A 21,577-nucleotide genomic window follows, 5' to 3' on the forward strand; every position below is an offset into this window, starting at 1 on the left:
AACTCTCCTTATTCAGCAAACACCTGGCGCCATTCATCTTTCTTCGCCAGCATTTTAGCTGCAATTTCTTTTGCACCATCAAGGCTGTGACTTGCCGCCCAGCCGCATTGGATTTCATTGCATGCCGGCACTTCATCGGCCTGAAGCACATCATTCAGTGTTTTTTCCAATACCTCGAGAATATTGTCATAGTCGTCATGGTTAATGACGGCAAGATAAAAGCCAGTCTGGCAGCCCATAGGACTGATATCAACCACAGTGTCATGGTGATTGCGGATGTTTTCAGCCATTAGATGCTCAAGTGAATGCAGCCCCGGCATTTTCATATGCTCCTTGTTCGGCTGGCAGAAGCGGATATCATACTTATGAATAACATCGCCATTTGCCCCTTGAGTAGTACCCGCTAATCGTACATATGGTGCAGCTACCTTCGTATGATCCAGATTAAAGCTTTCAACATTCATTTTTTTAACCATTACTACTTCAGCTCCTCTAACATTAGTAAAATTAATTCAGCGGAATTTTTTGCAGCCGTCACCAAGAACTCGTCAAATGACAAATTAGAATCCTTCCCTGCTATATCAGATAATGACCTGATGATTACAAAAGGAACTTCAAACTGGTACGCTACCTGAGCAATCGCTGCCGCTTCCATTTCCGCTGCATATAAATCTGGTAGCTTAGACCTGATGAACTCCACCCTCTCTGGATCATTCATAAAGGAATCGCCTGACGCAATCAAGCCTTGCACAACCTGGATGCCATCAATTTTTCCAGCACTTTTTACAGCTGCGCTGACAAGCTTTTCATCCGGGGCAAAATAAGCAGGCATTCTTGGAACCTGACCATACTCATAGCCGAAAATTGTTACATCAACATCATGATGCCTGACTTCGGATGAAATGACGACATCACCGACATTCAGGTCTTTATGGAAGCCACCAGCGGAACCTGTATTTATGATCACATCAGGATGGAATTTCTCGATCATTAAAGCTGTACCTAATGCAGCATTCACTTTTCCGATTCCTGACTTCAGCAGCACAACTTCTAAACTATCAATCTTGCCTTTATAAAATTCACTTCCCGCAAGATTCGTATCTTCTCTGCCATCCAGCTTGCTGCGCAGTAAATCAACTTCTTCATCCATTGCTCCGATAATTCCAATCCTCATCGCTAAAACTCTCCAATCCTGTCTCAATTTTTGTTTACTTTAACAGCTTCCATCAGCCAAACATAGGAATTCATTTTTTCAAAAGTAACCTGGAACCCATTTTTCTCGAAAAGTTTTTCCAAAACCTCAAGAGTCGTGTAATACTCTGTTTGCAAATCTGACAGCAGGTTAGCAAAACCCTTATCTTTAACAATCCGATGCCTTTCTTGCCGATCCAGATCATTCACATAAGCAGTGTCAGCAAAAATAATCTTTCCGTTGTCATCTAATAGTTTGCTATACAGATTGATTGCCCAATCCTTTTCTTCATCTGTTAAATGGTGAAAAGCGTAGGTGCTGACAATCGAATCCACTTTTCCAGGCAGCACTGGGAAGTTGATGAAGTCTCCATCATATAATTGCAGATCCATAAACCGAGCTTTCGTTTTTTTCCTCATTGCTTTAGAAGGCTCAATCCCATACACTACTCTTCCCAAAGCGATTAGCTTTTCTGTAAGATTACCTGTTCCTACTCCAAACTCCAGGACTGTTCCCTTTGCCTTTGATGCCACTGTTTGTAATATTTTATCATAATGTTCAAACACTTCTTTATATTCTGCATCCTGGCCAGAAACAGTTTCTTCATAAAACTCAGCCCAGTCATCAAATAAAGGGATAAATTCTCTGCCCATAAATTTCACTCCGTTTTAATTTATATAATTCCTATAAGTATACTATGAATTAAATTATTATAGGTCACATAATAGCACACAAACATTTAGGAATCAATTAATCATTCTTTAAACGGGATTTGAACTTAAATGAAATCAGGTGAAGAAAAACTTCTTACGGTGCAAATGGAAAATTAATTTAGATTTAGCTAAGGAATCCAACGTGGCAATGGTGTATACTACCATTAGACAGAGTTTTCAGGGGGAAAAAATGGAGAAAAGAATTCTAATTGCTGAAGACGAAATTAGGATTAGCAACTTATTAAAATTATATTTGGAACGGGAAGCTTTCTTAGTTGATGTCGTTGATAATGGCGATGAAGCCTGTGAAAAAGCATTGGAAGGATCCTATGATGTAATTATTCTGGATATCCTGATGCCAGGCAAGGATGGTTTCGCGGTTTTACAAGAAATCAGGAAAACAAAAGAAACACCTGTCATTATGCTCTCCGCCAAAGGCGAGGAACAGGATTTACAACGAGGACAAGATTTAGGGGCTAACGAATACATACTGAAGCCTTTCAGTCCCCGTGATGTCGTCTCAAAAATAACGGGTCTATTGAGATAGCTGAACAATAATTTTACAGCAAAAAGGCTTGGCTCTGGGGCCAAGCCTTTTTCGTATTCATCAATCTGGGGATGTTCGCCGATTCTTCATTCGTTGGTAAAAATACCTTTTAATGATTTTTTTTCGACCAAATAACGAATGGAATAAGCACAAGTGAAAGAATACCCCCAGCAAGTGAAAGGAATGCATAGCTTGAATTGGCTACGACCATACCTGAGAGCATCCCGCCTGATGCTCCTGATAAGGCTACCATTACATCGATTGAGCCTTGCATCTTTGCACGGTTGGTCGGATTGGTCGCATCAACGAGCAGTGCCGTTCCGCTAATCAATCCAAAGTTCCAGCCAAGGCCGAGCAGGATGAGAGCAAGTGAAATCCATAGCATGGAGTCGCCAGGCGCAACAGCGGCCACAATACCCGATACAAGCAAAGTTACTCCTGAGGCGATTGCCATCACGGGTCTTCCGATTTTATCAACGAGTACACCTGTCAATAATGATGGGAGATACATCGCGCCGATATGGAATCCAATCACCATTCCCACCGCACTCAACCCATGTCCATGATGGCCCATATGCACGGGTGTCATAGTCATGATTGCCACCATCACCATTTGGGTCAGCACCATGACAAGAGCCGCCACCCCGATTCCTCGCTTATCAGTCGTGAATTCCTCTTCAATGAACTCGGTGTTGCCGGCATTCGCTTTTCGCTCGGCCAATGCAATCGCTCTTGCGACAACAAAAGGATCTGGTCGCAGAAAGAATAAAAGCACTAATCCTGCAATAATATACGCAGCAGCTGCAAGAATGAATGGTCCCGATAAAGCAGGAACTCCGACTGACAAAGCAAATCCACCCATGACTTCTACAAGGTTGGGGCCAGCGACCGCACCAAATGTAGTCGATACCATCGCAATACTTACAGCCGTTGCACGCTGTTTGGCATTGGCTAAATCAGTGCCTGCATATCGAGCCTGCAAGTTTGTCGCACTTCCTGCACCATAGATCAGTAAGGAAGCAAAAAGAAGGTAATAATTATTCGTTACAGCCGCAATGATGACTCCTATAGCACCGATGCCCCCAGCTAAAAATCCGGAAGCCAGTCCCGCCCGCCGTCCGAAACGCTGCGAAAGCCGTCCAACCACCAGCGCAGCCCCAGCTGAACCAAGCGTGAACAGTGCCGTTGGAAGCCCGGCAACACTATCGGTACCAAGCATGTCTTTTGCGAGCAAAGCCCCTACCGTGATTCCAGCAGCAAGACCCGCACCTCCAAAAATCTGCGAAAGAACTACAATTAACAATGTCTTTTTATATAGTACTTTTTGCTTTTCAGGTGATTCTATGTAACTCTGCAGCCAGGCTGGCTGGTTTTCTAAAGCCTCTGCATCTTCAGTCTTATGAGACATAACTCCGCCCCCTAATATACCCTATGGTATTTCTATTTTTCACCATGATGCTCCTCCGTATGAATTCATTCTGGATAATCAGATAATACCACAATAGGTATGGTTTGGATATGACCCATCAGCATAAAGAAACGTCAGTCAGCTTAAAATAAAATCCATTGATTTAATATGATGATCAGGATGGAGAATTAATAATTTTCGAGTTCATGCTCTAAATCTCTTGTTATTATTTCAATATCGACAACTGCTGTATCAGACTCAGTTGGAAATATAGTTGGTCTTATTCCATCAGCCTTCATTCCAGTAAGCCATTTTCCGATGAAATCATCCAAAGCAATTCGTTTTGCTCTAAATCCTTCCCATTCAAGTTGAGCACAGCCTTCTGCAAATTCTCTTTTTGGAAAAAATGGAATGAGAGGTTTTCCTAAATCATCCTGCGCCGAAGCCCAACCTTCATTATACAATCCCCATACTTCTTCATAATCCACAACTTTTTTTATAAAATATTCATACCGGATTGTTGCCGGTTGCTTAATGACTGCCTCATATTCCTTCTTATTCATTATAATTCCCCTCGCCGCCTTACTTTGTTTATCAGTTTTATTATTATCGATGGCCATCCTTTCGTGCCTGGATATATCCATAATACGCACAGGTACCATGCTGGGAAAGATCTTTTACCTCAAAACCGCATTTTTCATAAAAGCCAAAATTGTTAGCTGATGTGTGAGCAAACCAATCACCATGCGGAAGCTTTTGAACACATAATTCCACAAGCTTTTGGCCAATACCTTTTCCACGGTATTCCGAAAGGACAACTAGGTCCATAATATTGGCTGCCATGATTTGATCTGATATTACTCTTACCATACCAACCATATTTTTCTGGTCCCATACCGTGAAAGCCCAAGTCGAATTTTTAAAAATAAGCGAAAATTTCTCCTTTTGCCAATCAGGAGTATTTCTTGCCCAGCCTGCATTTTCAAAAAGTTTTTCGACCATATCCGCTGGAACTCCGTCCGTGCCTTCTCTAATTACCAGCCCATTGTAATATTGATACATATCTAATCCCCTCTCTATATACACTTGAACAACTATTCTTCAGATTTCATGAAATATCCTGCCATAGTTTTACATTTACGTTTAGCCGTTTAATATGGTCTTTGTTTACAAAGCCTATTTTTAGGAGGTGTACAATGGTAAGAATCCACAATCCAGTAGACGGTGATAAAAAGAAGGCAGGTTCAGACGGACAGCTTCACGGTGGAACACTGGAAAATGCAGATCAGCTTTTTGATTCCATTTTCAAGCCTGGAGATAAAGGCGAGGCCGATACGAAGTCGAATAAACAAAAATAACGCCGCCTTGGCGTTATTTTTTTAAAAAATCGAGCTAAATTGTCTTACTAAATAGAAATTCCCCAATCTACATTGGCCTTTAACACAGCCTTCACAAAAGAAAAACACCCAACCGAAAGATTGAGTGCTTGTCCTCTATTATTTTCCTGTCTGCTTGTTCATTGCTGACATCATTTGATTGATTTTCTTCTGGGATGGCTTCATACCCATTTGCATCATCATCATTTTAAGCATTTGTTCGTTGATCGGCGGATTCTTCTTCAGGTAGCTCTCCATGTATTTACGAGCTATGAAAAATCCTAGCGCTACACCGGCAACGAGTGCCAGAAAGCCCACTAGAATAAACTGCCACAGCATAAAAACTTCCTCCTTCATGTTGTCTAACATACAGTGTACTAAACCAACAGTTATTATACAATATCTGTTGGTTTTTTTCTCTATTTATCGGTCTTATTTCTTCAATTTTATTCAATATATTCCTCATTGGATAAAACATCACCAAAAAAGAGTACGTATATCTGTACTCTTAGTTAAGTTATGAGCTTATACATATTTTCGTTCTTTGATCGGTTTTAGCCAGCCGTATTTGGAAGACTGCAGGTCAATTGCCAGGAATGACGACTCGCATTTACGTAAAATTTCAAAAAAAACCGTTTCCGCGTCTACATGTCCATGGGATTCAAGCTCCAGCCATCTATCATGGACTTTGAGTGAAGCCGAGCTATTTGAATTTTTATTTTCATAAATGTAGGTACCATTTTCTACTATAAATCCTTTTACTTTGGAAAGCTGTTGATGGAGAAGCTGATGGATCCGCAAGACCGGAATTGGTTTCGTTACGAACCCTACTTGCTTTGCGATGATTGATTTTAACTCGCCGTTTGCTTGACTATATTCCATAAATAACTGATAAAACATCCGTTCTCTTCCGAAATAATGGGAGGCAAATTCATCTTCAATTAAATATAGCTGGTAGGATCTCAATTGATCCCCTCCTCTGCAGACAAGCTTTTGTCTTTATTATAGGAAAACTATCAGTCTGCGTTTGTCTAAAGATGCTGAAAAAAACCACTAATTATGTCGAATTCAAAACTTTCTTACTTTTTATTATAAATTCAACAAATAAATAAGTCACGGATTAAGGGACATTTCATTTACTTGGGAATTTTTTCTGAGTCACTGGATTATTTGCTAGAAAAAAGGGGAATATATCAATGTTATTTAGCTAGAGAAAGGATGAAAATGATGGCAACAGTACTTTACATTACAGCGAATCCAAAGCCTGTGGAGGAATCCTTCAGTTTGTCAGTTGGGGAGGAATTTCTTAAAGCCTATCGAGAAAATAACCCTAATGACGAAGTTATTAGGCTGGATCTATACAAAATGGATATCCCTCTTATTGATACCGACGTTTTCAGCGGTTGGGGAAAGCTGCAGCAGGGTTCTGCTTTTGAGCAGCTAAGCGACGATGAAAAACAAAAAGTCAGCTCAATCAATCAGCTGACAGACCAATTTATTTCGGGGGATAAATATATTTTTGCTACTCCTTTATGGAACTTTAGCTTCCCGCCAAAAATGAAGGCTTATATCGATAACATTGCGATTGCCGGTAAAACTTTCAAATATACTGCTGAAGGACCGGTTGGTTTGTTAGGCAGCAAAAAAGCCCTCCATATCCAGGCTCGCGGTGGCATCTATTCAGAAGGGCCAGCTAAAGACTTGGAATTTGGCGATCGTTACATTCGCGCTGTTCTTGCCTTCATGGGGGTTACTGATGTTGAAACCCTTGCAATTGAAGGCATGGCTGCAATGCCTGACAAAGCCCAGGAAATCAAGCAGCAAGCAATCCAGCGCGCGAACGAACTGGCAAAACAATTTTAAGCAAAAATAAAAAGCCTGTTTTCAGGCTTTTTTTGTTGAATTACTTTACTCCATCCAAAGGAATATCCATGCGGTGATCAAAATTAAATACAGTTCCTTCTGCTTTTGCCTGCTCTTCAGCCATGTCCTGCTGATTTCCCTGGCCAACAACGGCACCTTCCAAAGGAATGTCTTTTCCATATTCGAACATTCAAAACACCTCCTGTTTAATAGTATAGGTATTTGTTACTAATATATTTACCATGTTAAGACTTTTTTCCTGCTTTTATTTTTAAAATTTTTTGTTAATTAATTCATACGCCCGTTTTAAAATTTAATTCATTTTTAGAAAGAATAAAAAACACCCGAAAAAATCGAGTGTCCTTTTATCCATATGAAATTAATCTTAAAATGATTGAGTTTCACTTAAATCTTCTGGATTGCTGACGGTAATTGTTTCAATATGCTTTGCAACCTTTGTGCTATAACTAAAATCTCCGTAGCAATAAGGGTAGCGGAAATTATTTTTATCGCCGCCGCAATTATATGTCTGCGGATTTTTTTCGACCTGGATCATTGAAAATTTCTTCGCCAGCTCCTCGCTGTGCTTCCCTCCGTTTTTCGCTACAAAATCGATATAGCCGATTCCCATGTTATATGACTGTATGATGGTCGGGAAGTCGACCTGTCTCTGAGTTCCGTAATTCACTGCGCGATGAAAGTATTTAACCCCCTGCTGGATGCTTTGTTTTGGATCCTGGATGGTATTTGGGGTAAGACCTAAAGATTCAGAGGCTTGCATCGGGTCGCCGCCTTTTCCTTTGCTTTCCTGCATCATTAAAGCTGCAACAGTGACGGTGTGTTCATCAAGGCCGACTTTTTGCAATTCCTCTTCAATCATAGGAGTATACTTGGCAACTTCACCAATTGAGTTATTTACGCCCACATTGATTTTTTTAAGACTTTGATGATATAAATCAAGGAATCTATCAAACAGAAAAAATCCCACAAATGCTGTGAATAGCAAGATGGCTAGATTGAAGTTCCGTTGAACTTGCTTTTTCTTTTTGGGTTTCTTTGCGTTGTATTTCATGCTCTCTCTCCCAAATCCCGTACTCTTACTTTTCTATTTTATAAAAAAATGGCGAAATATTAAAGGGAGCTGCCCACTTTTCCGCAACTCCCCTTCATTTATTCTTCATAAATCATTTTCCGGGTCATACCGCCGTCTATGATTAAATCCTGGCCATTGATAAAATCGTTATCGGGTTCAGCTAAATATAAGCATGCTTTAGCAATATCCTCAGGCTTCCCGACTCGATTGGACCAATGCTGAAGATGGTCCTTCTCTCTCAGTTGGTCATAATCATCGGTTTGAATCCAGCCAGGACTGATCGAGTTAACAGTAATTCTTTTTTCCTGGAGCGAGGCTGCCAGGGCATGAGTTAAAGCGACAATGCCACCTTTTGATGAAGCATACGCCTCGGAGTTTGGTTCAGACATGGTTGCCCTGGTAGAAGCTATGTTGATGATCCGTCCGCCGGCGTTCATTCTTTTTGCCGCTTCCCTCGAACCAATGAAAACACTCCTCAGGTTAGTAAATACGACATCTTCCCATTCCTCGGTCGTTAGCTCAAATAAAGGCTTGAATCGAGAGACACCAGCATTGTTGATAAGAATATCAATTTTGCCGAAGTCCTTCATAACACTTTCGACCAGATTCAATATATCCTCTTCGTTCCTTACATCTGTTTTGTAGAAGACTGCTTTTCCACCTGATTCTTCAAGGAGGCGAACAACCTCCCTCCCCTTTTCTTCGTCAAAGTCTGCAATACAAATAATCGCACGTTCTTTAGCAAAAGCTTGTGCAATTCCTTTCCCAATCCCATTTGAACCTCCGGTTATGATGACTGTCTTCTCTTCAAACTTATTAGGCATCTACTCTCACCCTTCCTTATTCGATCGATTCTGCTATCTTTATAAGCTTTTCAAGAGGAACCTTGTCCTCAATTCTATTGTCCACACTCAGCATGTATTGCCAATGATCCTTTTCAAATACAAGCACATTAAATCCGGAGACATTCATGTAGTTCGCCGTTTCACCATCTTCCAATCTCACCTTTTTAACTACGTATTGCTCCTTAACCGGAATTTTATATTTAATAGGTCTGACATCCACCTTATAATGATTTTCCGGTATTTGATCCGATATATATTCTATTTCAAAACTATCATTGATTTCTCCCTCTAAATCATTAAACCTTCCAAAATGGTGAGTAAAATCAACAGGTGGCAACTTAAGCGGGAGATTTAAGTTTTCTACATAATGATTCTCAAATTTAACAAGTTCATCTTCTACAGATTGATACCCTATTTTTTCGTAAATATCCTCAAATCTAAGGTGTCCATCTTCTGTTGCATTAACTTTTACAACACTTAATTGGAAGAATAAATTAAAACTAATGATTAGGAAACCTATCTTAGTCAACATTATAAAGCCACCTCTATTCTACCACTTTGTTTTTTCACGATTCTTCGAAAATGGACCTCCAATATTAAACAGCAGGGAGAGTATAATTCATGTAAGCCTTTTGTAATTAAAAAAGGTAGTTTCAAGTATAATCACTTCATTTTATCAAAAGGAACATTGAATACATTCAACAAAAAAATAATCCATATAGCAGACAGCCCCCATGCTAAAAGGGGATTTTTGAAATGAACTCTTAGCAAAAAGAACATAACAATATTAAATACGATCGACCATACAATATCCCAGCCGTGATGATGATGGATTAAATTTAAATACCGTTCATTTATGAACTCTATGCCTGAATAAGCTGAAACCCACAGCGCAACCCATAAAATACCCTTACAAGCTGTTTCGGGATATCGGCCAAGGTAAATCAGGATTGTTGAAGGATAGACAACAAACATAATCATGAGTGATATTATGGTATGGCTGCTAAGGATGGATTCACCAAAAATCGTTTCTTGATAGGACCACATCAGATAGTTGTAAAGCAAGAAATTTTTCAAAAGATCTCCGGTAAAAAAGAACAAAATAGTGGGATAATACTCCCTCCACTTTTTCCAATCACCCCATATAACTCCTGCTATTAAAAATAGAGCATTATAGATGAAATGCATATTTTACTCTCCAATATGTTTTGTATAGCATTTCCTGTAACCTGTAATTTAATTAACTTTTTCATGTAATGCTCTCTACATTGTTTTTAAATCAATCTTTGAAACTTTTTCCGTAAAATTTAAAATGGTTATAAAAAGACAAAACCAGACTGATCTTCCAGCCTGGCTTTTCCAATTATTATTATTTACCTTCAGTAGATACTTGCCATTCAATACCGAACTTGTCAGTAATTTGACCATAAGCAGGGCTCCAGAAGGTTTCCTGCAGAGGCATCGTTACCTTTCCGCCGTCCTGCAGTTTGTCAAAAATTTCTTTTGCTTCTGATGCTTCACTTACCAGTAGAGCAATCGTTACTTGTGAACCGAGTTGATACGGCTGTCCCGGGAAAGTATCAGATAGCATTAAGCTCGCGTTGCCAATTTTCAACTGGGCATTCATAACTCGATCTCTCGCTTCTTCAGGAATTGGATGCTCAGGACTTGGGGGCATATCCCCAAATGTTTGCAGACTGGTGACTTCTGCTCCTAAAGCATGCTGATAAAACCTCACTGCTTCCTGACCGTTCCCATTCGTTACTAAATAAGGGACAATTCCTGTTACCATGACAGCACCTCTTTTGAGATTTTTAGAACAAACGTTCGTAATTAACTTTACCATATTTTACTTAGTTAAACAATAATCTATTTTATCCAGTATAGATTTAATCCAAACGAATAAGAGTATGTGGTATTACATAGTCTTATTTTTGAATTGTTACTTCACAACAAGAATAAAAAGCGGAGGGAGTCCCCGCTTTTTCATAAGCTATTAAAACGGAAAATCTTTGCCGGTTTTGTCGCGAACAATAATCTCGTAATCATCATTCTTTAGGACTGAGTTTTCCTTTTCACTTTCAATAAAGGTGGTGATTTCTTTGCGAATTTTTCCAACGGTTTCTTTAGCCTCTTCATCTGAAGCTTTCATACTCGTTTTGATGAAGATGTTCATTTTATTCTGTTTATATTGATATCCATAGCCTGAAACCTTATATTCCTTTTTCAAAGCAAGTCCTTCATGGATACTTCTTAAGTAATTCGTCCAGGTATCTTCCCGATTATTTTTTTCGACGTCCACGCTTGTTATCAACACTTCTTTATCGGAACCATTGGCTTTCACAATTTCAAGAGAGGCTTTTTTTATTTCTTCTCCTCTTGCTTCAGTTAACGGAATTGAAATTTCAATAACATCGTTAAATGGATTTACGAATTGAATCTCATACCCTGTATTCTTCAGTGTTTTTTCAACCTCTTCCCCTAACTTGCCCATCTTTTCCTCTTCTTCAGTTAAAGAAGTATATTCAGGCATGAAAGATGATACATGTATTTCATAGGAATCATATCCTTTACTTTTCAGCACATTATCAACAATTTTTGTGATATTTTCTCTTTCTCGATCTGCATCCTTTTCAGAACCTTCCACTCGCACTTCAAAAAGCACTGTTTCACCCGGTCTCATTCCTAGTGAAAATCTTTCATAACCTTCTTTTTCTAATGCTTCCCAGAGCAAGACATCCAGTGATTTCGTCTTAAATACCTGCCCGAGATAAGGAATTTTCGAAGCCATTTCGGCGACTGCAGGATTTAGAAAAGCCGAGCCGGTAAGTACGCCAAGTCCAATTAGTGCAGCAGCTGCGAATTGGAATTTTCTCTTCCCTCTTTTCTTCAACACCGGTCTTTCTTTTGTTTCTGATTCTTCCTTAATGTTCCTCGCAAAATCATATAGTGAGGATGGCACCTGAATCTTTTTCATATCTTCATCCATTTCCTTCTTGATCATGTCATCCACCTTCATTGTGTGTTCACCCCTATGATTTGATTTTCGATCAATCTTGTTTTCAGAGCGTTTCTTGCTCTTCTCAGATGGGATTTAACCGTTGATGTTTTAAGTCCGAGCATTTCAGAAACTTCCTGGATTGAGAGGTCTTGATAAATAAAGGAGCAGCACATTTCGGTAATCAAGATTTTCAAGAGAATGGATACCATTTTTAATTTCATGTTCAGTTTCATCTTTTATTACGCTATCGAGAACTCCGCGTTTATCATTAAAGTAATCCATCTCAATCACGGTTTCTTTCAGTCTGCCATTCTTCCTAAGTACATCAATCGACCTGTGGGAAACGAGTTTATAGAACCATGTGCTGAAATAAGTGATTTCCTTGCCGCTCATGATGTTTCGATACGCTTCAATCATGGCATTTTGGACAACTTCTTCTGCCTGGTCCTTTGACCTGACGATACTGAAACTAGATCTGTACCCCTTTTCAATTAGGGGATTTATGAGTTCAGCAAAAGCTGAATCCTCTCCATTTCGGATTCGTTGCATCAATTGTGCCTGGTCCATCAGCAGCACCTCCTTGTCTTGTTCTACACTTTAGGCGCCAATAAGACTGTTAAGGATGCACGTATTTAAAAAAAATCAAAACATTAAATAAAACCCGCGCTTAGGCGAGTTAGTCTGATTGCTTGTTTATTCAGCAACTTCATTTTAACATAACTTACCAGTTAAATTTTTAGAAATAGGCTCTGTTAAACTTGGCTGTTGATTTGCGTTCCAGGCGCTTAGCTTTCCGCGAGAAGAATTATGAAAAAGCCCTACTGCCGGCTTTTTCAAAGAACAAATTCTTCTTAGGCGGCCCGGGGAGCCTCCTCGTCGCTTCACTCGTGCGGGGTTAATTGGTCCTTCACGTGGACCATTTCATCCTAGGTCTCCCCTGACCCGTTCATCCCGCAGGAGATTGAATAGCATCCTAGAATCTGCCCACGCACGATGAAAATGCGTTAGCATTTTTGGAGGAGTCTTCGCGCCTTCCACTCCAATCAACAGAGCTTAAAAATCAACAATGACCTTTAACACAGCCTAGAAATAAAAAACGAGTACGAAACCAAATCGGTTTCATACTCGTTTTAAGATTGATTTAATTAGTTTTGTGCAAGTAATGCTTTTAAGCGAGCTACTACATTGTTCACGGAGAAGCCGTACTCTTCCATGATTTTTTCGCCTGGTGCAGATGCTCCGAATGTGTCGATTGCTAGTACTTCACCTTCGTCACCAACATAGCGGTGCCATCCTAGTGATGAACCCATTTCGATTCCAAGACGCTTCTTGACAGACTTTGGAATGACGCTCTCCTTGTATTCTTTGGATTGCTGTTCGAAACGATCCCATGATGGCATGCTGACTACAGATACGTTGATACCTTCAGAAGCAAGAGCTTCTTGAGCTTGTACCGCAAGTCCTACTTCAGATCCTGCAGCAAGAAGCATTGCATCTGGAGTTTCTTTACCAGCAGGTGAGATTACATAAGCACCTTTAGATACGCCCTCATAAGCATTCTTGTCAGTATCTTTAATTGTCGGCAAGTTTTGGCGAGTCAGCACTAGAGCTGTTGGAGTCTTTGTTGATTCAACCGCTAGCTTCCATGCTGCCGCTGTTTCGTTTCCGTCTGCCGGGCGGATCACTGAAAGGTTTGGCATTGCGCGAAGCCCAGCCAGCTGTTCAACTGGTTCATGTGTAGGGCCATCTTCACCGACTGCTATGCTGTCATGAGTGAATACGTAAGTTACAGGCAAGCCCATCAATGCAGCAAGCCTAATTGCCGGCTTCAAGTAGTCAGAGAATACGAAGAATGTTCCGCCGAACACTTTTAGACCGCCGTGAAGAGCCATTCCGTTCATTGCAGCTCCCATTGCGAATTCACGTACTCCGAACCAAACATTGCGGCCTTCGAAAGAACCTGGGAAAAAGTCGCCAGATCCTTTAATCATTGTCTTATTGGAGCCTGCAAGGTCAGCAGACCCACCAATAAGGTAAGGAAGATTTTTCGCAATGCCGTTAAGGGCTTCACCGGAAGATGCACGGCTAGCAAGGCTCTTTCCTTCTTCATAGACAGGAATGTCCTTCTCCCATCCATCAACAAGCTCACCCTTCATTGCTTTTTCAAGCTGAGCACCTAATTCTGGGTATTCATTCTTATATTTTGCAAAAAGTTCATTCCAAGCCTGTTCGGTTTGTTCTCCTTTGTCAACAATCTGCTGTTTAAAGTGGTCGTAAACCTCACTAGGTACATGGAAATCTTCTTCGAATGTCCACTTGTATGCTTCCTTAGTAAGCTTCAGTTCATCAGCGCCTAGAGGAGCACCATGCACATCAGATTTACCAGAAAGGTTTGGTGAACCATACCCAATAATTGTTTTTACTTCGATTAAAGTTGGACGATTTTCATCTGTCTTCGCTTCTTCCAAAGCTTTTGCGATTTCATCAAGATTGTTCCCATCCTCAACACGCAGGTATTGCCAGCCATAAGCCTTGAAACGGTCTGCTACACTTTCAGAGAATGATTTATTTAAATCACCGTCAAGGGAAATATCATTTGAATCGTATAAAACGACCAATCTTCCCAATTTGAGGTGGGCGGCAAGGGACGCTGCCTCGGCAGAAACACCTTCCATTAGGTCACCATCACCACAAATGCTGTATGTATAATGGTCTACAATATTATAGTTGTCCTTGTTGTAAGCAGCTGCAAGGTGGCGTTCAGCCATTGCCATACCTACTGCCATAGCAATACCTTGTCCAAGCGGACCAGTTGTTGCGTCAACACCAGCAGTGTGACCAAATTCTGGATGGCCAGGAGTTTTACTGCCCCACTGGCGGAACTGTTTAATATCATCCATAGATAAATCGTAGCCTGCTAGGTGCAATAAGCTGTACAGCAACATTGATCCGTGTCCAGCAGACAAGACAAAACGGTCACGGTTAAACCAGTCAGGATTTTTAGGATTAATGTTCATGTAACGAGTCCATAAAGTGTAAGCCATCGGAGCCGCACCCATAGGCATACCTGGGTGTCCCGAATTCGCCTTTTCAATTGCATCAATCGATAAAGTACGAATGGAATCGATCGAAAGCATATCAATTTTGTTAAACATTTAAATACATCCTTTCTATAAGTACTGACTATAACCTTAATATTATAGTGAGAGCAATTATTATACAACAAATTGTGCCTGAAGGAGACAGAAAAGGCCGTATTGTTATTTATTTTGACACAAACGACGAAACCTTATGTAAAAAGTCTCCTTCCGCCTATGATAATTCCATTGATTCTCGATAAACCAATCAGATCTTTTTGATTGTAAAATAAAAAAGGAACACATAAGATGCATTCCTACGAATGATATATTAATGAAGCTTGTTTTTATCCTGTTCTTGCTTCAATTTCTTTGGTGTTACATCATTTCCTTCAGGGTCAATGATTGTAACGCCTTTTAGAGTGGTGAGCATGGAAGAACGGAAGGATTGAAGGTATTCAGCACGAAGCTTTGTTTGTTCCTTTGCCTCTTCTTCTGTCAATTTTGATGCTTTTGCTTTTCTCGCCAGTTCATTGATCCTGGCAATTTTATCACTTGATAGCATGGTAAAGCTCCTTTGTAAAAAAATTACGTCAAAAGTCATCTTACTAGAATTATCGTTTTTTTACAAGAATGGAGCACTTGGTTGCTGGACGCTAAATGTCTTCCTTAGATTCCATATACTCTAAATATCTTCGATTAACCGTTGCCTTTGATACGTTAAAGCCGAAGCCTCTCATTGTTGCGGCAATTTCCGCAAAAGTCAGACCGTTATTGCGAAGCTTTACGATTTCTTCAACCGGCATTTCCTTTCGTTCCCTACCGTTATGCTCACCTTGGTTTTTCAAGTTGCGCTGTGGTTTATAACCATGTTCAATGGCTCGTTTCATCCCACGCTTGATTTTTATATTATGGATCTTCCTTTGATATTCTTCGACCATGCTGACAATCTGCAGCACCATCGAATCTGATTCTGAAAGCTGAAGCTCTCCGTTGTGAGAAACGCTATACAGCTTAACGTCCTCCTTCAAAATACAATGAAGGATGGCGACCTTCGCATTCCCTCTCCCTAGACGAGTTTCATCCTGGATGAGCAATGCGCCTATCGTTTTATCTTTTATCAGTTCAAGCAGCTCCAGAATGCCGTCCCTTTCAAGATCATACCCGCTGGCCTGATCTGTGATTATGCTTGCGACTTCAAATCCATATGTACTTGCGAGGCGAAGCAATTCTTCCTCCTGCCTGGCAAGCGAGGTTTCCTGTGTTTCCTTCGTCGTGCTTACGCGGCAATAAATAATTGCTTTCATGTTGTCACCTTTTTCAAATTACATTTTTATCATTCAGCTCCGGCAATCTGAGTAGGCTCGATCTGTTCAGCAACTACAGGAATCACAATTTCATCACCAGGATAAATCATTTCGCCTGCAATTCCATTTTCCTTCACGACCCAGCTTACAAATTCATGCTCTGACAGGTTATGATCTTGCGCAAAAGTTTCCGCAATCTCCCAAAGTGATTGCCCTTCTTCTATAGTAACAGTTATGTATGCATCATCGTTATTCAAGTGCGCTTTTGCCACCAACGAAAAAATCAAGCTTGCAGCAATAAGGATAATTGCGTAAGAATAGTTTTCCCATAGTTTTTTCATATCCAACACCTCTTTACGAATATATGTTCGTGTATTTAATTTTATTATAAAACGAACATTTGTTTCGTGTCAACCAAAAATTCGAACTTATGTTTGTATCCCTGAAAAGGACATGGTATAATAAGGACAAGAAAATATACGAGGTGCGTGAATATGACGAAGTTATCTAAGCGGCAACAAGACATATTTGAGTTCATAAAAGGTGAAGTCAAGAAAAAAGGATATCCACCATCCGTACGCGAAATTGGCGAAGCGGTTGGGCTTGCCTCCAGTTCCACTGTCCATGGCCATCTTGCAAGGCTTGAAAGCAAAGGCTTGATCCGACGTGATCCAACAAAGCCGCGTGCAATTGAAATTCTGGAAATAGAAGAGGATAGCCGTATCCCTAAATATAAAGTAGTAAACGTACCTGTCGTCGGTAAAGTAACTGCGGGTATGCCAATCACGGCAATTGAAAATGTCGAGGAGTACTTTCCACTTCCGGAACGCCTTGTTCCGCATGATGAGCAAGTCTTCATGCTAGAGATCATGGGGGACAGTATGATCGAAGCCGGAATCCTTGATGGCGATTACGTAATCGTGAAGCAGCAGAAGACTGCGAACAATGGAGATATTGTTGTAGCGATGACTGAAGAAGATGAAGCAACAGTAAAACGTTTCTTCAAGGAAAAGGATTACTTCAGATTGCAGCCAGAAAATTCATCGATGGATCCGATTATCCTGCGCAATGTTTCCATCCTCGGAAAAGTCATTGGTGTTTACCGTCATATGCACTAAAAAAAGCAAGCGGACTCCGCTTGCTTTTTTACATTCTATGAAACTCGCAGAGGTCTATTAGTCCTTTACGTGTGCTCTAACCCTCGTTCGATTGGTTAGAATCCTCTTTGTGTTTTACACCCTTACTTTTATAAGGTTTGAAGCTTTTTGCTTTATTCGCACTAGACTGCCATCGATTCCAGCCTTTTTTGCCTGTGCCTCTTCCTGTACCGCCCTTGCTCTTTGCTTTACTCATGAACTCATCTCCATTGTTTTTTCGGATAGGTTTATTCTTTTCCATTTTTCATAATGATTAACCTAATGGGGCAATCAATTATTTTTCCAAGTAAGTTTTTATCATTTAATCTATGAGAACAGCACATTTAAAATATATATAGGTACATACCCTTTCCTCTTGTCCTTTTGAACATATGATATTCTGTACCACCAGTTAACAAGGGAAGGAGTTGATACAAATGGGATACAATCGAAGTGATAACGATGTAGCGGGCCTCTTTATCCCTAGCAGAGATCGGGATCGTGACCGGGATCGTGACCGGAATAGAGTCCGAGCTACTATTGATTTTGATGATCTCTGTCGTGCAGTTCGCCGTTGTTTGATCGATGATCTAGTTGCTGGCGCCCGGGATGATAGAAGAGACGATCGAGATGATGATCGTGATCGCCGCCACAGAAAATGCGGATGCGGTTTCTAAATATCAAATAAAAATTGGAGAATCCCGAAAGGCAGTGGTCTTTCGGGATTCTTTTTAATATCATTCATTTATGACCAACGAACATCTGTAGCAGGAAGTACTTTGGTAATTGCATCAAGATGTGCTTCCTTCTGCTCTCTCGTCATCCATAATTGTACAGTGCCATAATCCTTTGTGCTTCTGATTAACCGGCCGATTCCCTGTCTTAAGCGCAGCAGCATGTATGGAAGGTCCACTTCTTCCAATGCGTTTTCCGAGTGCTTCCTTTTCGCCTGGAAAACAGGATCATGCGGCGGGAACGGCAAGGAAGATATGATGACTTGTATCAGTGATTCACCAGGAACGTCCAGGCCTTCCCAGAGACTGTAGGAACAAAGAACAGTAGTCAGGTTGTTCTGGAAATCTTTTACTGTTTCACTGATTTCACGGTCTCCTTCGAAAAGAATGGAAAATGTCCATTCCCGTTGATCAGCCCATTTTCTAAAACGGTCCATCTCTTGTAATGATGAAAACAAAACTAAGGATTTTCCATTCTTGCTTGTTAGGTCTTCACCAATTTGCAGCCATTTTTCGTTTTCGTGCTTCTCTATATGGGCAGCCAATTCCATTTGTGTTTCATAATCAAACGGAGAATCTACTGTAAAGGAAGAGTATTGCTCAATTCCCAAACTCCTCGCAATATAGCTGAAATCGCCTCCCTGAGATAAGGTTGCTGAAGAGAATACAAATGGGATGTTTTGTGAGAAGACTTCTTTTTTTAGAATATCTTCAACAAGACGTGGCATGATGACCAATGAACTCTGCACCTCGTTCTCTTCCATCCAGAAGATTCCTTCATCATTTTTCAAGAAAATTGAAAGTCCATAAGTGAAGAATTCCAAATACTCCTCCATAATCTTCAGATGGTAATCATCAATAACGAACAGTTCCGCATCGAATACGAGCTGGTCCATTAATTCACTTACCTTTTTCTCTAATGCTTCAGCAGTCTTCTTAATACTAGGCAGCATAGGAACTTCTTTTCGATTCGATCCTTCGACGGCAACAGAATTCTCAACAAGCATATCGAACCAGCCATCATGCAGCTCTATAATATCCTCAATTAAGTAAAGAGATTCTTCCCTTACATCCTGGTGCATATAACCTGTTAGAACAGTAGTCAACGTTTGTGAGTTAAATCGATAAGTAAGGCCCTTTTGCGCCGCAAACTCCAGCAGGTGCCCCTCATCAAAAATGACCGTGCTTGCATCTGGAAGCAAAGGCATCTGTCCTTCACGCTTACGTGATTCCTTCGTCCATACATGCTCCATATAAAAATCATGCGAACAAATGATCAAATCTTGAGCATGTCGGTAATAATCACGATTCAACGTTTGCCCGCAGCGATGGCGCCAATTGCACGTTGAACATTGCTGAAGAGGATCCCATGCCATAGTGGACCACTTCTCGTTCGTTACCCATGGATATTCTTTGCGATCTCCATATCGATTGAAGGAATTCATGGAAATCCCTTCATCAAAAATAAAATCTGGAAGCTGATCGTGCACATCAAGAATCTCATTATCATTGGAACTATTGGAAAGGTCATCAAGCTTTTTCACGCAAACATATTGTTCCCTTGCTTTTGCAAGGCGTACATCCACTTTAAGGCCCAATGCCTTTTCAAGCTTTTCTATGTCTCCGCCCTCTTTAACTAACTGTTCAATAAGTGTTTCATCAGAACAGGATACGATTGCAGGCTTTCCCATATAACGTGCATAAAGAATGGCATAGATCAAGTATACGAAGGTTTTGCCAGTCCCGACTCCAGCTTCGGCAAAAATAATTCCTTTATTCTTGAAGGCCTGTTCAACCTGGAAGGCCATATAAATCTGTTCATCACGTAATTCGTAGCCTTTTTCAGGCAATATATCATAAAAAACATCACCAATATAGTCTCCCAGCAAGTCAAAGAAGGTATCGTTTTTGGTAATGGCAAATGGAAGTTTATTTGTCATGCAGGTTCTCCTCAATTCTTGATTCCTGGCAAAAAGCCAGCTTTTATCATAACAGAAAATAGGACTTAAAGTGAAAGGAAAGAAAAAATTTTATCATGGTTAAATTCAAATTTGGAATTATCTGCTAAAATTATACTATCATTGATTAGGGGGAGTTCTGTGAGAACGAAACGTTTGCTCTACATACTTATCTTAATTATTGCATTATTGGTTATCATCAATATTTATCAGTACAATAGAAATTCAGATTTTGAGAGAACAATAGGGTATGAGTACCAGCGTACAGTAAGAGATACAATATTTGTCCTAGAAGAAGGTGATGTCAATCTCTGGTTGAAGATCTTACAAGAAAAAGATGGCCAATTCACGTTGTAAGAGACGTGGGAGAACTGGCCCTTTTAAGCAGAAAATACCATATGATGAACGGGAAAATTTCCATGATTGGAGATCAATTGGATTCACTTGCTAATCAATATCACGAGCTTGCAAACAACTTTAAAAGTAACATGGATTACAAACATAACGAGAAGGAAATTTTAAACAGGTTAGAGTTTTTAATCTCACTTATGAATGAAATGGATTCCATATCTGGTGAAAACGAAAGGCGTTATTATCGAGAATTCACGAATTCGGATTCAAGAACCTCCACCTTGGTTTGGAGGGAGTGTAAGAAATATGAAAAACAATAAGAAAGGAGCATCTCTATTGAATTATATAATTCGTCAAGAAAACTCAAACGACCTCCAAGGAATAAGGGAAGTAAATATAAAAGCTTTTGAGAATGGAGAAAACGAGGCACGATTAGTCGATCTAGTAAGAAATTCAGAACACTTTATCCCGGGATTAAGTCTTGTAGCGGAAAAGGAAGATGGTGAAATCATAGGACATATTCTGTTCAGCACCATCCATCTTGTGACGATAAGCGGCACCCTGCCAACTTTAGGCCTTGCACCGATGGCCGTGAAACCTGGCTATCAAATGGAAGGAATCGGTTCAGAACTTGTTATAGCAGGGTTAAAAGCTTGCAAGGCATTAGGTTTTAAGCATGTTTTCGTTCTAGGGCATCCAAATTTTTACCCTAAGTTCGGATTCTCCCCTTCTAAAACGTTCTGTATTCAATCGCCTTTCCCAGTGCCAGATGAGGTGTTCATGGCAATAGAACTCCAAAAAGGTGGATTGTCTGGTCTCCAGGGAAAAATCGTATATCCTCAGGCATTCAGTGTTGTTTCTTAACCTATTTAATAAAGTGGATTTGTTTTCTATATAACTTTTTTATTTTATCAAAGGGATCACATTACGAATTGTTGATAAGATTCGATTAAACTAGTCAATATATCAACGGAAA

General features: G+C 40.2%; 31 protein-coding genes. 8 read left to right on the top strand and 23 right to left on the bottom strand.

Translation table 11 applies throughout. The features are described from left to right. Positions 1 to 8: 8 nt before the first annotated feature. Genes M3204_RS17030 through M3204_RS17040 form a run of 3 tightly spaced genes read right to left on the bottom strand, consistent with a single transcriptional unit; the run spans position 9 to position 1,845 of the window. Positions 9 to 476 (bottom strand): S-ribosylhomocysteine lyase, encoded by a 468-nt coding sequence (locus tag M3204_RS17030; protein ID WP_251484535.1) that lies wholly within the window; start codon positions 474 to 476, stop codon positions 9 to 11. 2 nt (positions 477 to 478) lie between these two features. Next, complete coding sequence (gene mtnN, locus M3204_RS17035) at positions 479 to 1,174, bottom strand: 5'-methylthioadenosine/S-adenosylhomocysteine nucleosidase (protein ID WP_251484545.1); 696 nt, start codon at positions 1,172 to 1,174, stop codon at positions 479 to 481. A gap of 23 nt (positions 1,175 to 1,197) precedes the next feature. Then, the gene (locus M3204_RS17040) at positions 1,198 to 1,845 is read right to left on the bottom strand and encodes a class I SAM-dependent DNA methyltransferase (RefSeq protein WP_251484548.1); all 648 of its coding nucleotides are present in this window, start codon (positions 1,843 to 1,845) and stop codon (positions 1,198 to 1,200) included. A gap of 250 nt (positions 1,846 to 2,095) precedes the next feature. Here M3204_RS17040 and M3204_RS17045 point away from each other — a divergent pair, with 250 nt between their 5' ends. Next, complete coding sequence (locus M3204_RS17045; RefSeq protein ID WP_251484551.1) at positions 2,096 to 2,452, top strand: response regulator transcription factor; 357 nt, start codon at positions 2,096 to 2,098, stop codon at positions 2,450 to 2,452. 109 nt (positions 2,453 to 2,561) lie between these two features. Here M3204_RS17045 and M3204_RS17050 read toward each other — a convergent pair whose 3' ends face one another. The 3 genes from M3204_RS17050 to M3204_RS17060 form a co-directional block, all read right to left on the bottom strand. Continuing rightward, a complete protein-coding gene (locus tag M3204_RS17050) occupies positions 2,562 to 3,860 on the bottom strand; it encodes an MFS transporter (RefSeq protein WP_251484567.1) in 1,299 nt (432 codons plus the stop codon). A gap of 188 nt (positions 3,861 to 4,048) precedes the next feature. Next, on the bottom strand, positions 4,049 to 4,423 hold the full coding sequence (locus M3204_RS17055; protein ID WP_251484570.1) for a DUF2750 domain-containing protein: 375 nt from the start codon (positions 4,421 to 4,423) through the stop codon (positions 4,049 to 4,051). Between the two features lie 43 nt (positions 4,424 to 4,466). Further along, a complete protein-coding gene (locus M3204_RS17060; protein WP_251484573.1) occupies positions 4,467 to 4,922 on the bottom strand; it encodes a GNAT family N-acetyltransferase in 456 nt (151 codons plus the stop codon). Positions 4,923 to 5,056: 134 nt separating this feature from the next. On the opposite strand from M3204_RS17060, the gene M3204_RS17065 reads away from it, so the two are divergent. Then, the gene (locus M3204_RS17065; RefSeq protein WP_251484576.1) at positions 5,057 to 5,218 is read left to right on the top strand and encodes a hypothetical protein; all 162 of its coding nucleotides are present in this window, start codon (positions 5,057 to 5,059) and stop codon (positions 5,216 to 5,218) included. A gap of 138 nt (positions 5,219 to 5,356) precedes the next feature. On the opposite strand, the gene M3204_RS17070 is transcribed toward M3204_RS17065, so the two are convergent. Both M3204_RS17070 and sirA read right to left on the bottom strand, forming a co-directional pair. Further along, positions 5,357 to 5,575, bottom strand: a complete 219-nt coding sequence (locus M3204_RS17070; RefSeq protein ID WP_251484579.1) for a YneF family protein — start codon at positions 5,573 to 5,575, stop codon at positions 5,357 to 5,359. A 186-nt stretch (positions 5,576 to 5,761) separates the two neighbouring features. Continuing rightward, on the bottom strand, positions 5,762 to 6,202 hold the full coding sequence (sirA, locus tag M3204_RS17075; protein WP_251484583.1) for a sporulation inhibitor of replication protein SirA: 441 nt from the start codon (positions 6,200 to 6,202) through the stop codon (positions 5,762 to 5,764). Between the two features lie 261 nt (positions 6,203 to 6,463). Here sirA and M3204_RS17080 point away from each other — a divergent pair, with 261 nt between their 5' ends. After that, on the top strand, positions 6,464 to 7,099 hold the full coding sequence (locus tag M3204_RS17080) for an FMN-dependent NADH-azoreductase (RefSeq protein ID WP_251484728.1): 636 nt from the start codon (positions 6,464 to 6,466) through the stop codon (positions 7,097 to 7,099). A 40-nt stretch (positions 7,100 to 7,139) separates the two neighbouring features. Here M3204_RS17080 and M3204_RS17085 read toward each other — a convergent pair whose 3' ends face one another. The 13 genes from M3204_RS17085 to yneA all read right to left on the bottom strand — a co-directional run bounded on the left by M3204_RS17085 (position 7,140) and on the right by yneA (position 16,763). Further along, a complete protein-coding gene (locus tag M3204_RS17085) occupies positions 7,140 to 7,289 on the bottom strand; it encodes a hypothetical protein (protein ID WP_251484586.1) in 150 nt (49 codons plus the stop codon). 195 nt (positions 7,290 to 7,484) lie between these two features. Continuing rightward, positions 7,485 to 8,171 (bottom strand): lysozyme family protein, encoded by a 687-nt coding sequence (locus M3204_RS17090; RefSeq protein ID WP_251484588.1) that lies wholly within the window; start codon positions 8,169 to 8,171, stop codon positions 7,485 to 7,487. A gap of 98 nt (positions 8,172 to 8,269) precedes the next feature. Then, a complete protein-coding gene (locus M3204_RS17095; protein WP_251484591.1) occupies positions 8,270 to 9,016 on the bottom strand; it encodes an SDR family NAD(P)-dependent oxidoreductase in 747 nt (248 codons plus the stop codon). A gap of 16 nt (positions 9,017 to 9,032) precedes the next feature. Next, the gene (locus tag M3204_RS17100; protein ID WP_251484594.1) at positions 9,033 to 9,569 is read right to left on the bottom strand and encodes a hypothetical protein; all 537 of its coding nucleotides are present in this window, start codon (positions 9,567 to 9,569) and stop codon (positions 9,033 to 9,035) included. A 131-nt stretch (positions 9,570 to 9,700) separates the two neighbouring features. Beyond that, entirely contained in the window at positions 9,701 to 10,225 is a 525-nt protein-coding gene (locus tag M3204_RS17105) for a CBO0543 family protein (protein ID WP_251484597.1), read from the bottom strand. 181 nt (positions 10,226 to 10,406) lie between these two features. Next, the gene (locus M3204_RS17110) at positions 10,407 to 10,829 is read right to left on the bottom strand and encodes a VOC family protein (RefSeq protein WP_251484599.1); all 423 of its coding nucleotides are present in this window, start codon (positions 10,827 to 10,829) and stop codon (positions 10,407 to 10,409) included. Positions 10,830 to 11,033: 204 nt separating this feature from the next. Next, positions 11,034 to 12,056, bottom strand: a complete 1,023-nt coding sequence (locus M3204_RS17115; protein WP_251484601.1) for a DUF4030 domain-containing protein — start codon at positions 12,054 to 12,056, stop codon at positions 11,034 to 11,036. After that, positions 12,053 to 12,259, bottom strand: coding sequence for an RNA polymerase sigma factor (locus tag M3204_RS23905; protein WP_353056050.1), 207 nt, complete (start codon positions 12,257 to 12,259; stop codon positions 12,053 to 12,055). The genes M3204_RS17115 and M3204_RS23905 overlap by 4 nt, the downstream gene beginning before the upstream one ends. Next, positions 12,162 to 12,605 carry an RNA polymerase sigma factor gene (locus tag M3204_RS17120; protein WP_251484604.1) on the bottom strand — a complete coding sequence of 148 codons (444 nt, stop codon included), beginning with the start codon at positions 12,603 to 12,605 and terminating at the stop codon, positions 12,162 to 12,164. The genes M3204_RS23905 and M3204_RS17120 overlap by 98 nt, the downstream gene beginning before the upstream one ends. 578 nt (positions 12,606 to 13,183) lie before the next feature. Continuing rightward, a complete protein-coding gene (tkt, locus tag M3204_RS17125; protein WP_251484607.1) occupies positions 13,184 to 15,193 on the bottom strand; it encodes a transketolase in 2,010 nt (669 codons plus the stop codon). Positions 15,194 to 15,446: 253 nt separating this feature from the next. Continuing rightward, complete coding sequence (locus tag M3204_RS17130; protein WP_251484609.1) at positions 15,447 to 15,680, bottom strand: DUF896 domain-containing protein; 234 nt, start codon at positions 15,678 to 15,680, stop codon at positions 15,447 to 15,449. A gap of 91 nt (positions 15,681 to 15,771) precedes the next feature. Beyond that, entirely contained in the window at positions 15,772 to 16,422 is a 651-nt protein-coding gene (locus M3204_RS17135) for a YneB family resolvase-like protein (RefSeq protein WP_251484611.1), read from the bottom strand. A gap of 29 nt (positions 16,423 to 16,451) precedes the next feature. After that, positions 16,452 to 16,763 (bottom strand): cell division suppressor protein YneA, encoded by a 312-nt coding sequence (gene yneA, locus M3204_RS17140; protein ID WP_251484616.1) that lies wholly within the window; start codon positions 16,761 to 16,763, stop codon positions 16,452 to 16,454. A gap of 153 nt (positions 16,764 to 16,916) precedes the next feature. Between yneA and lexA the strand changes: the two genes are divergently transcribed. Then, positions 16,917 to 17,540, top strand: coding sequence for a transcriptional repressor LexA (lexA, locus tag M3204_RS17145; protein WP_251484630.1), 624 nt, complete (start codon positions 16,917 to 16,919; stop codon positions 17,538 to 17,540). A gap of 76 nt (positions 17,541 to 17,616) precedes the next feature. Here lexA and M3204_RS17150 read toward each other — a convergent pair whose 3' ends face one another. Then, a complete protein-coding gene (locus M3204_RS17150; protein ID WP_251484631.1) occupies positions 17,617 to 17,775 on the bottom strand; it encodes a DUF3934 family protein in 159 nt (52 codons plus the stop codon). A gap of 392 nt (positions 17,776 to 18,167) precedes the next feature. Here M3204_RS17150 and M3204_RS23750 point away from each other — a divergent pair, with 392 nt between their 5' ends. After that, on the top strand, positions 18,168 to 18,293 hold the full coding sequence (locus M3204_RS23750) for a hypothetical protein (protein ID WP_285857018.1): 126 nt from the start codon (positions 18,168 to 18,170) through the stop codon (positions 18,291 to 18,293). Positions 18,294 to 18,303: 10 nt separating this feature from the next. On the opposite strand, the gene M3204_RS17155 is transcribed toward M3204_RS23750, so the two are convergent. After that, the gene (locus tag M3204_RS17155; protein ID WP_251484633.1) at positions 18,304 to 20,232 is read right to left on the bottom strand and encodes an ATP-dependent DNA helicase; all 1,929 of its coding nucleotides are present in this window, start codon (positions 20,230 to 20,232) and stop codon (positions 18,304 to 18,306) included. Positions 20,233 to 20,391: 159 nt separating this feature from the next. Between M3204_RS17155 and M3204_RS17160 the strand changes: the two genes are divergently transcribed. From M3204_RS17160 to M3204_RS17170, 3 genes are read left to right on the top strand one after another with little or no spacing between them, the layout of a single operon-like run. Beyond that, positions 20,392 to 20,607 carry a hypothetical protein gene (locus M3204_RS17160; protein WP_251484635.1) on the top strand — a complete coding sequence of 72 codons (216 nt, stop codon included), beginning with the start codon at positions 20,392 to 20,394 and terminating at the stop codon, positions 20,605 to 20,607. Positions 20,608 to 20,648: 41 nt separating this feature from the next. Beyond that, the gene (locus M3204_RS17165) at positions 20,649 to 20,921 is read left to right on the top strand and encodes a hypothetical protein (RefSeq protein WP_251484637.1); all 273 of its coding nucleotides are present in this window, start codon (positions 20,649 to 20,651) and stop codon (positions 20,919 to 20,921) included. Next, positions 20,908 to 21,465: a GNAT family N-acetyltransferase gene (locus tag M3204_RS17170; protein WP_251484640.1), complete on the top strand. Its 558-nt coding sequence runs from the start codon at positions 20,908 to 20,910 to the stop codon at positions 21,463 to 21,465. The genes M3204_RS17165 and M3204_RS17170 overlap by 14 nt, the downstream gene beginning before the upstream one ends. Positions 21,466 to 21,577: the final 112 nt, after the last annotated feature.

This window comes from Mesobacillus subterraneus (assembly GCF_023715485.1).
GTDB classification, from domain to species: domain Bacteria; phylum Bacillota; class Bacilli; order Bacillales; family Cytobacillaceae; genus Mesobacillus; species Mesobacillus subterraneus_B.

Bases quoted from the DNA above. Each gene is read 5' to 3' on its own strand.
- M3204_RS17030 (WP_251484535.1), bottom strand. From the start codon at position 476: ATGGTTAAAAAAATGAATGTTGAAAGCTTTAATCTGGATCATACGAAG.
- M3204_RS17135 (WP_251484611.1), bottom strand. From the start codon at position 16,422: ATGAAAGCAATTATTTATTGCCGCGTAAGCACGACGAAGGAAACACAG.
- M3204_RS17120 (WP_251484604.1), bottom strand. From the start codon at position 12,605: ATGGACCAGGCACAATTGATGCAACGAATCCGAAATGGAGAGGATTCA.
- M3204_RS17105 (WP_251484597.1), bottom strand. From the start codon at position 10,225: ATGCATTTCATCTATAATGCTCTATTTTTAATAGCAGGAGTTATATGG.
- lexA (WP_251484630.1), top strand. From the start codon at position 16,917: ATGACGAAGTTATCTAAGCGGCAACAAGACATATTTGAGTTCATAAAA.
- mtnN (WP_251484545.1), bottom strand. From the start codon at position 1,174: ATGAGGATTGGAATTATCGGAGCAATGGATGAAGAAGTTGATTTACTG.
- M3204_RS17170 (WP_251484640.1), top strand. From the start codon at position 20,908: ATGAAAAACAATAAGAAAGGAGCATCTCTATTGAATTATATAATTCGT.
- M3204_RS17155 (WP_251484633.1), bottom strand. From the start codon at position 20,232: ATGACAAATAAACTTCCATTTGCCATTACCAAAAACGATACCTTCTTT.
- M3204_RS17045 (WP_251484551.1), top strand. From the start codon at position 2,096: ATGGAGAAAAGAATTCTAATTGCTGAAGACGAAATTAGGATTAGCAAC.
- M3204_RS17085 (WP_251484586.1), bottom strand. From the start codon at position 7,289: ATGTTCGAATATGGAAAAGACATTCCTTTGGAAGGTGCCGTTGTTGGC.
- tkt (WP_251484607.1), bottom strand. From the start codon at position 15,193: ATGTTTAACAAAATTGATATGCTTTCGATCGATTCCATTCGTACTTTA.
- M3204_RS17070 (WP_251484579.1), bottom strand. From the start codon at position 5,575: ATGCTGTGGCAGTTTATTCTAGTGGGCTTTCTGGCACTCGTTGCCGGT.
- M3204_RS17165 (WP_251484637.1), top strand. From the start codon at position 20,649: ATGATGAACGGGAAAATTTCCATGATTGGAGATCAATTGGATTCACTT.
- M3204_RS17060 (WP_251484573.1), bottom strand. From the start codon at position 4,922: ATGTATCAATATTACAATGGGCTGGTAATTAGAGAAGGCACGGACGGA.
- M3204_RS17115 (WP_251484601.1), bottom strand. From the start codon at position 12,056: ATGAAGGTGGATGACATGATCAAGAAGGAAATGGATGAAGATATGAAA.
- M3204_RS17065 (WP_251484576.1), top strand. From the start codon at position 5,057: ATGGTAAGAATCCACAATCCAGTAGACGGTGATAAAAAGAAGGCAGGT.
- M3204_RS17040 (WP_251484548.1), bottom strand. From the start codon at position 1,845: ATGGGCAGAGAATTTATCCCTTTATTTGATGACTGGGCTGAGTTTTAT.
- M3204_RS17055 (WP_251484570.1), bottom strand. From the start codon at position 4,423: ATGAATAAGAAGGAATATGAGGCAGTCATTAAGCAACCGGCAACAATC.
- M3204_RS17090 (WP_251484588.1), bottom strand. From the start codon at position 8,171: ATGAAATACAACGCAAAGAAACCCAAAAAGAAAAAGCAAGTTCAACGG.
- M3204_RS17050 (WP_251484567.1), bottom strand. From the start codon at position 3,860: ATGTCTCATAAGACTGAAGATGCAGAGGCTTTAGAAAACCAGCCAGCC.
- M3204_RS17110 (WP_251484599.1), bottom strand. From the start codon at position 10,829: ATGGTAACAGGAATTGTCCCTTATTTAGTAACGAATGGGAACGGTCAG.
- M3204_RS23905 (WP_353056050.1), bottom strand. From the start codon at position 12,259: ATGAAATTAAAAATGGTATCCATTCTCTTGAAAATCTTGATTACCGAA.
- M3204_RS17095 (WP_251484591.1), bottom strand. From the start codon at position 9,016: ATGCCTAATAAGTTTGAAGAGAAGACAGTCATCATAACCGGAGGTTCA.
- M3204_RS23750 (WP_285857018.1), top strand. From the start codon at position 18,168: ATGATAGAAGAGACGATCGAGATGATGATCGTGATCGCCGCCACAGAA.
- yneA (WP_251484616.1), bottom strand. From the start codon at position 16,763: ATGAAAAAACTATGGGAAAACTATTCTTACGCAATTATCCTTATTGCT.
- M3204_RS17100 (WP_251484594.1), bottom strand. From the start codon at position 9,569: ATGTTGACTAAGATAGGTTTCCTAATCATTAGTTTTAATTTATTCTTC.
- M3204_RS17080 (WP_251484728.1), top strand. From the start codon at position 6,464: ATGGCAACAGTACTTTACATTACAGCGAATCCAAAGCCTGTGGAGGAA.
- M3204_RS17130 (WP_251484609.1), bottom strand. From the start codon at position 15,680: ATGCTATCAAGTGATAAAATTGCCAGGATCAATGAACTGGCGAGAAAA.
- M3204_RS17150 (WP_251484631.1), bottom strand. From the start codon at position 17,775: ATGAGTAAAGCAAAGAGCAAGGGCGGTACAGGAAGAGGCACAGGCAAA.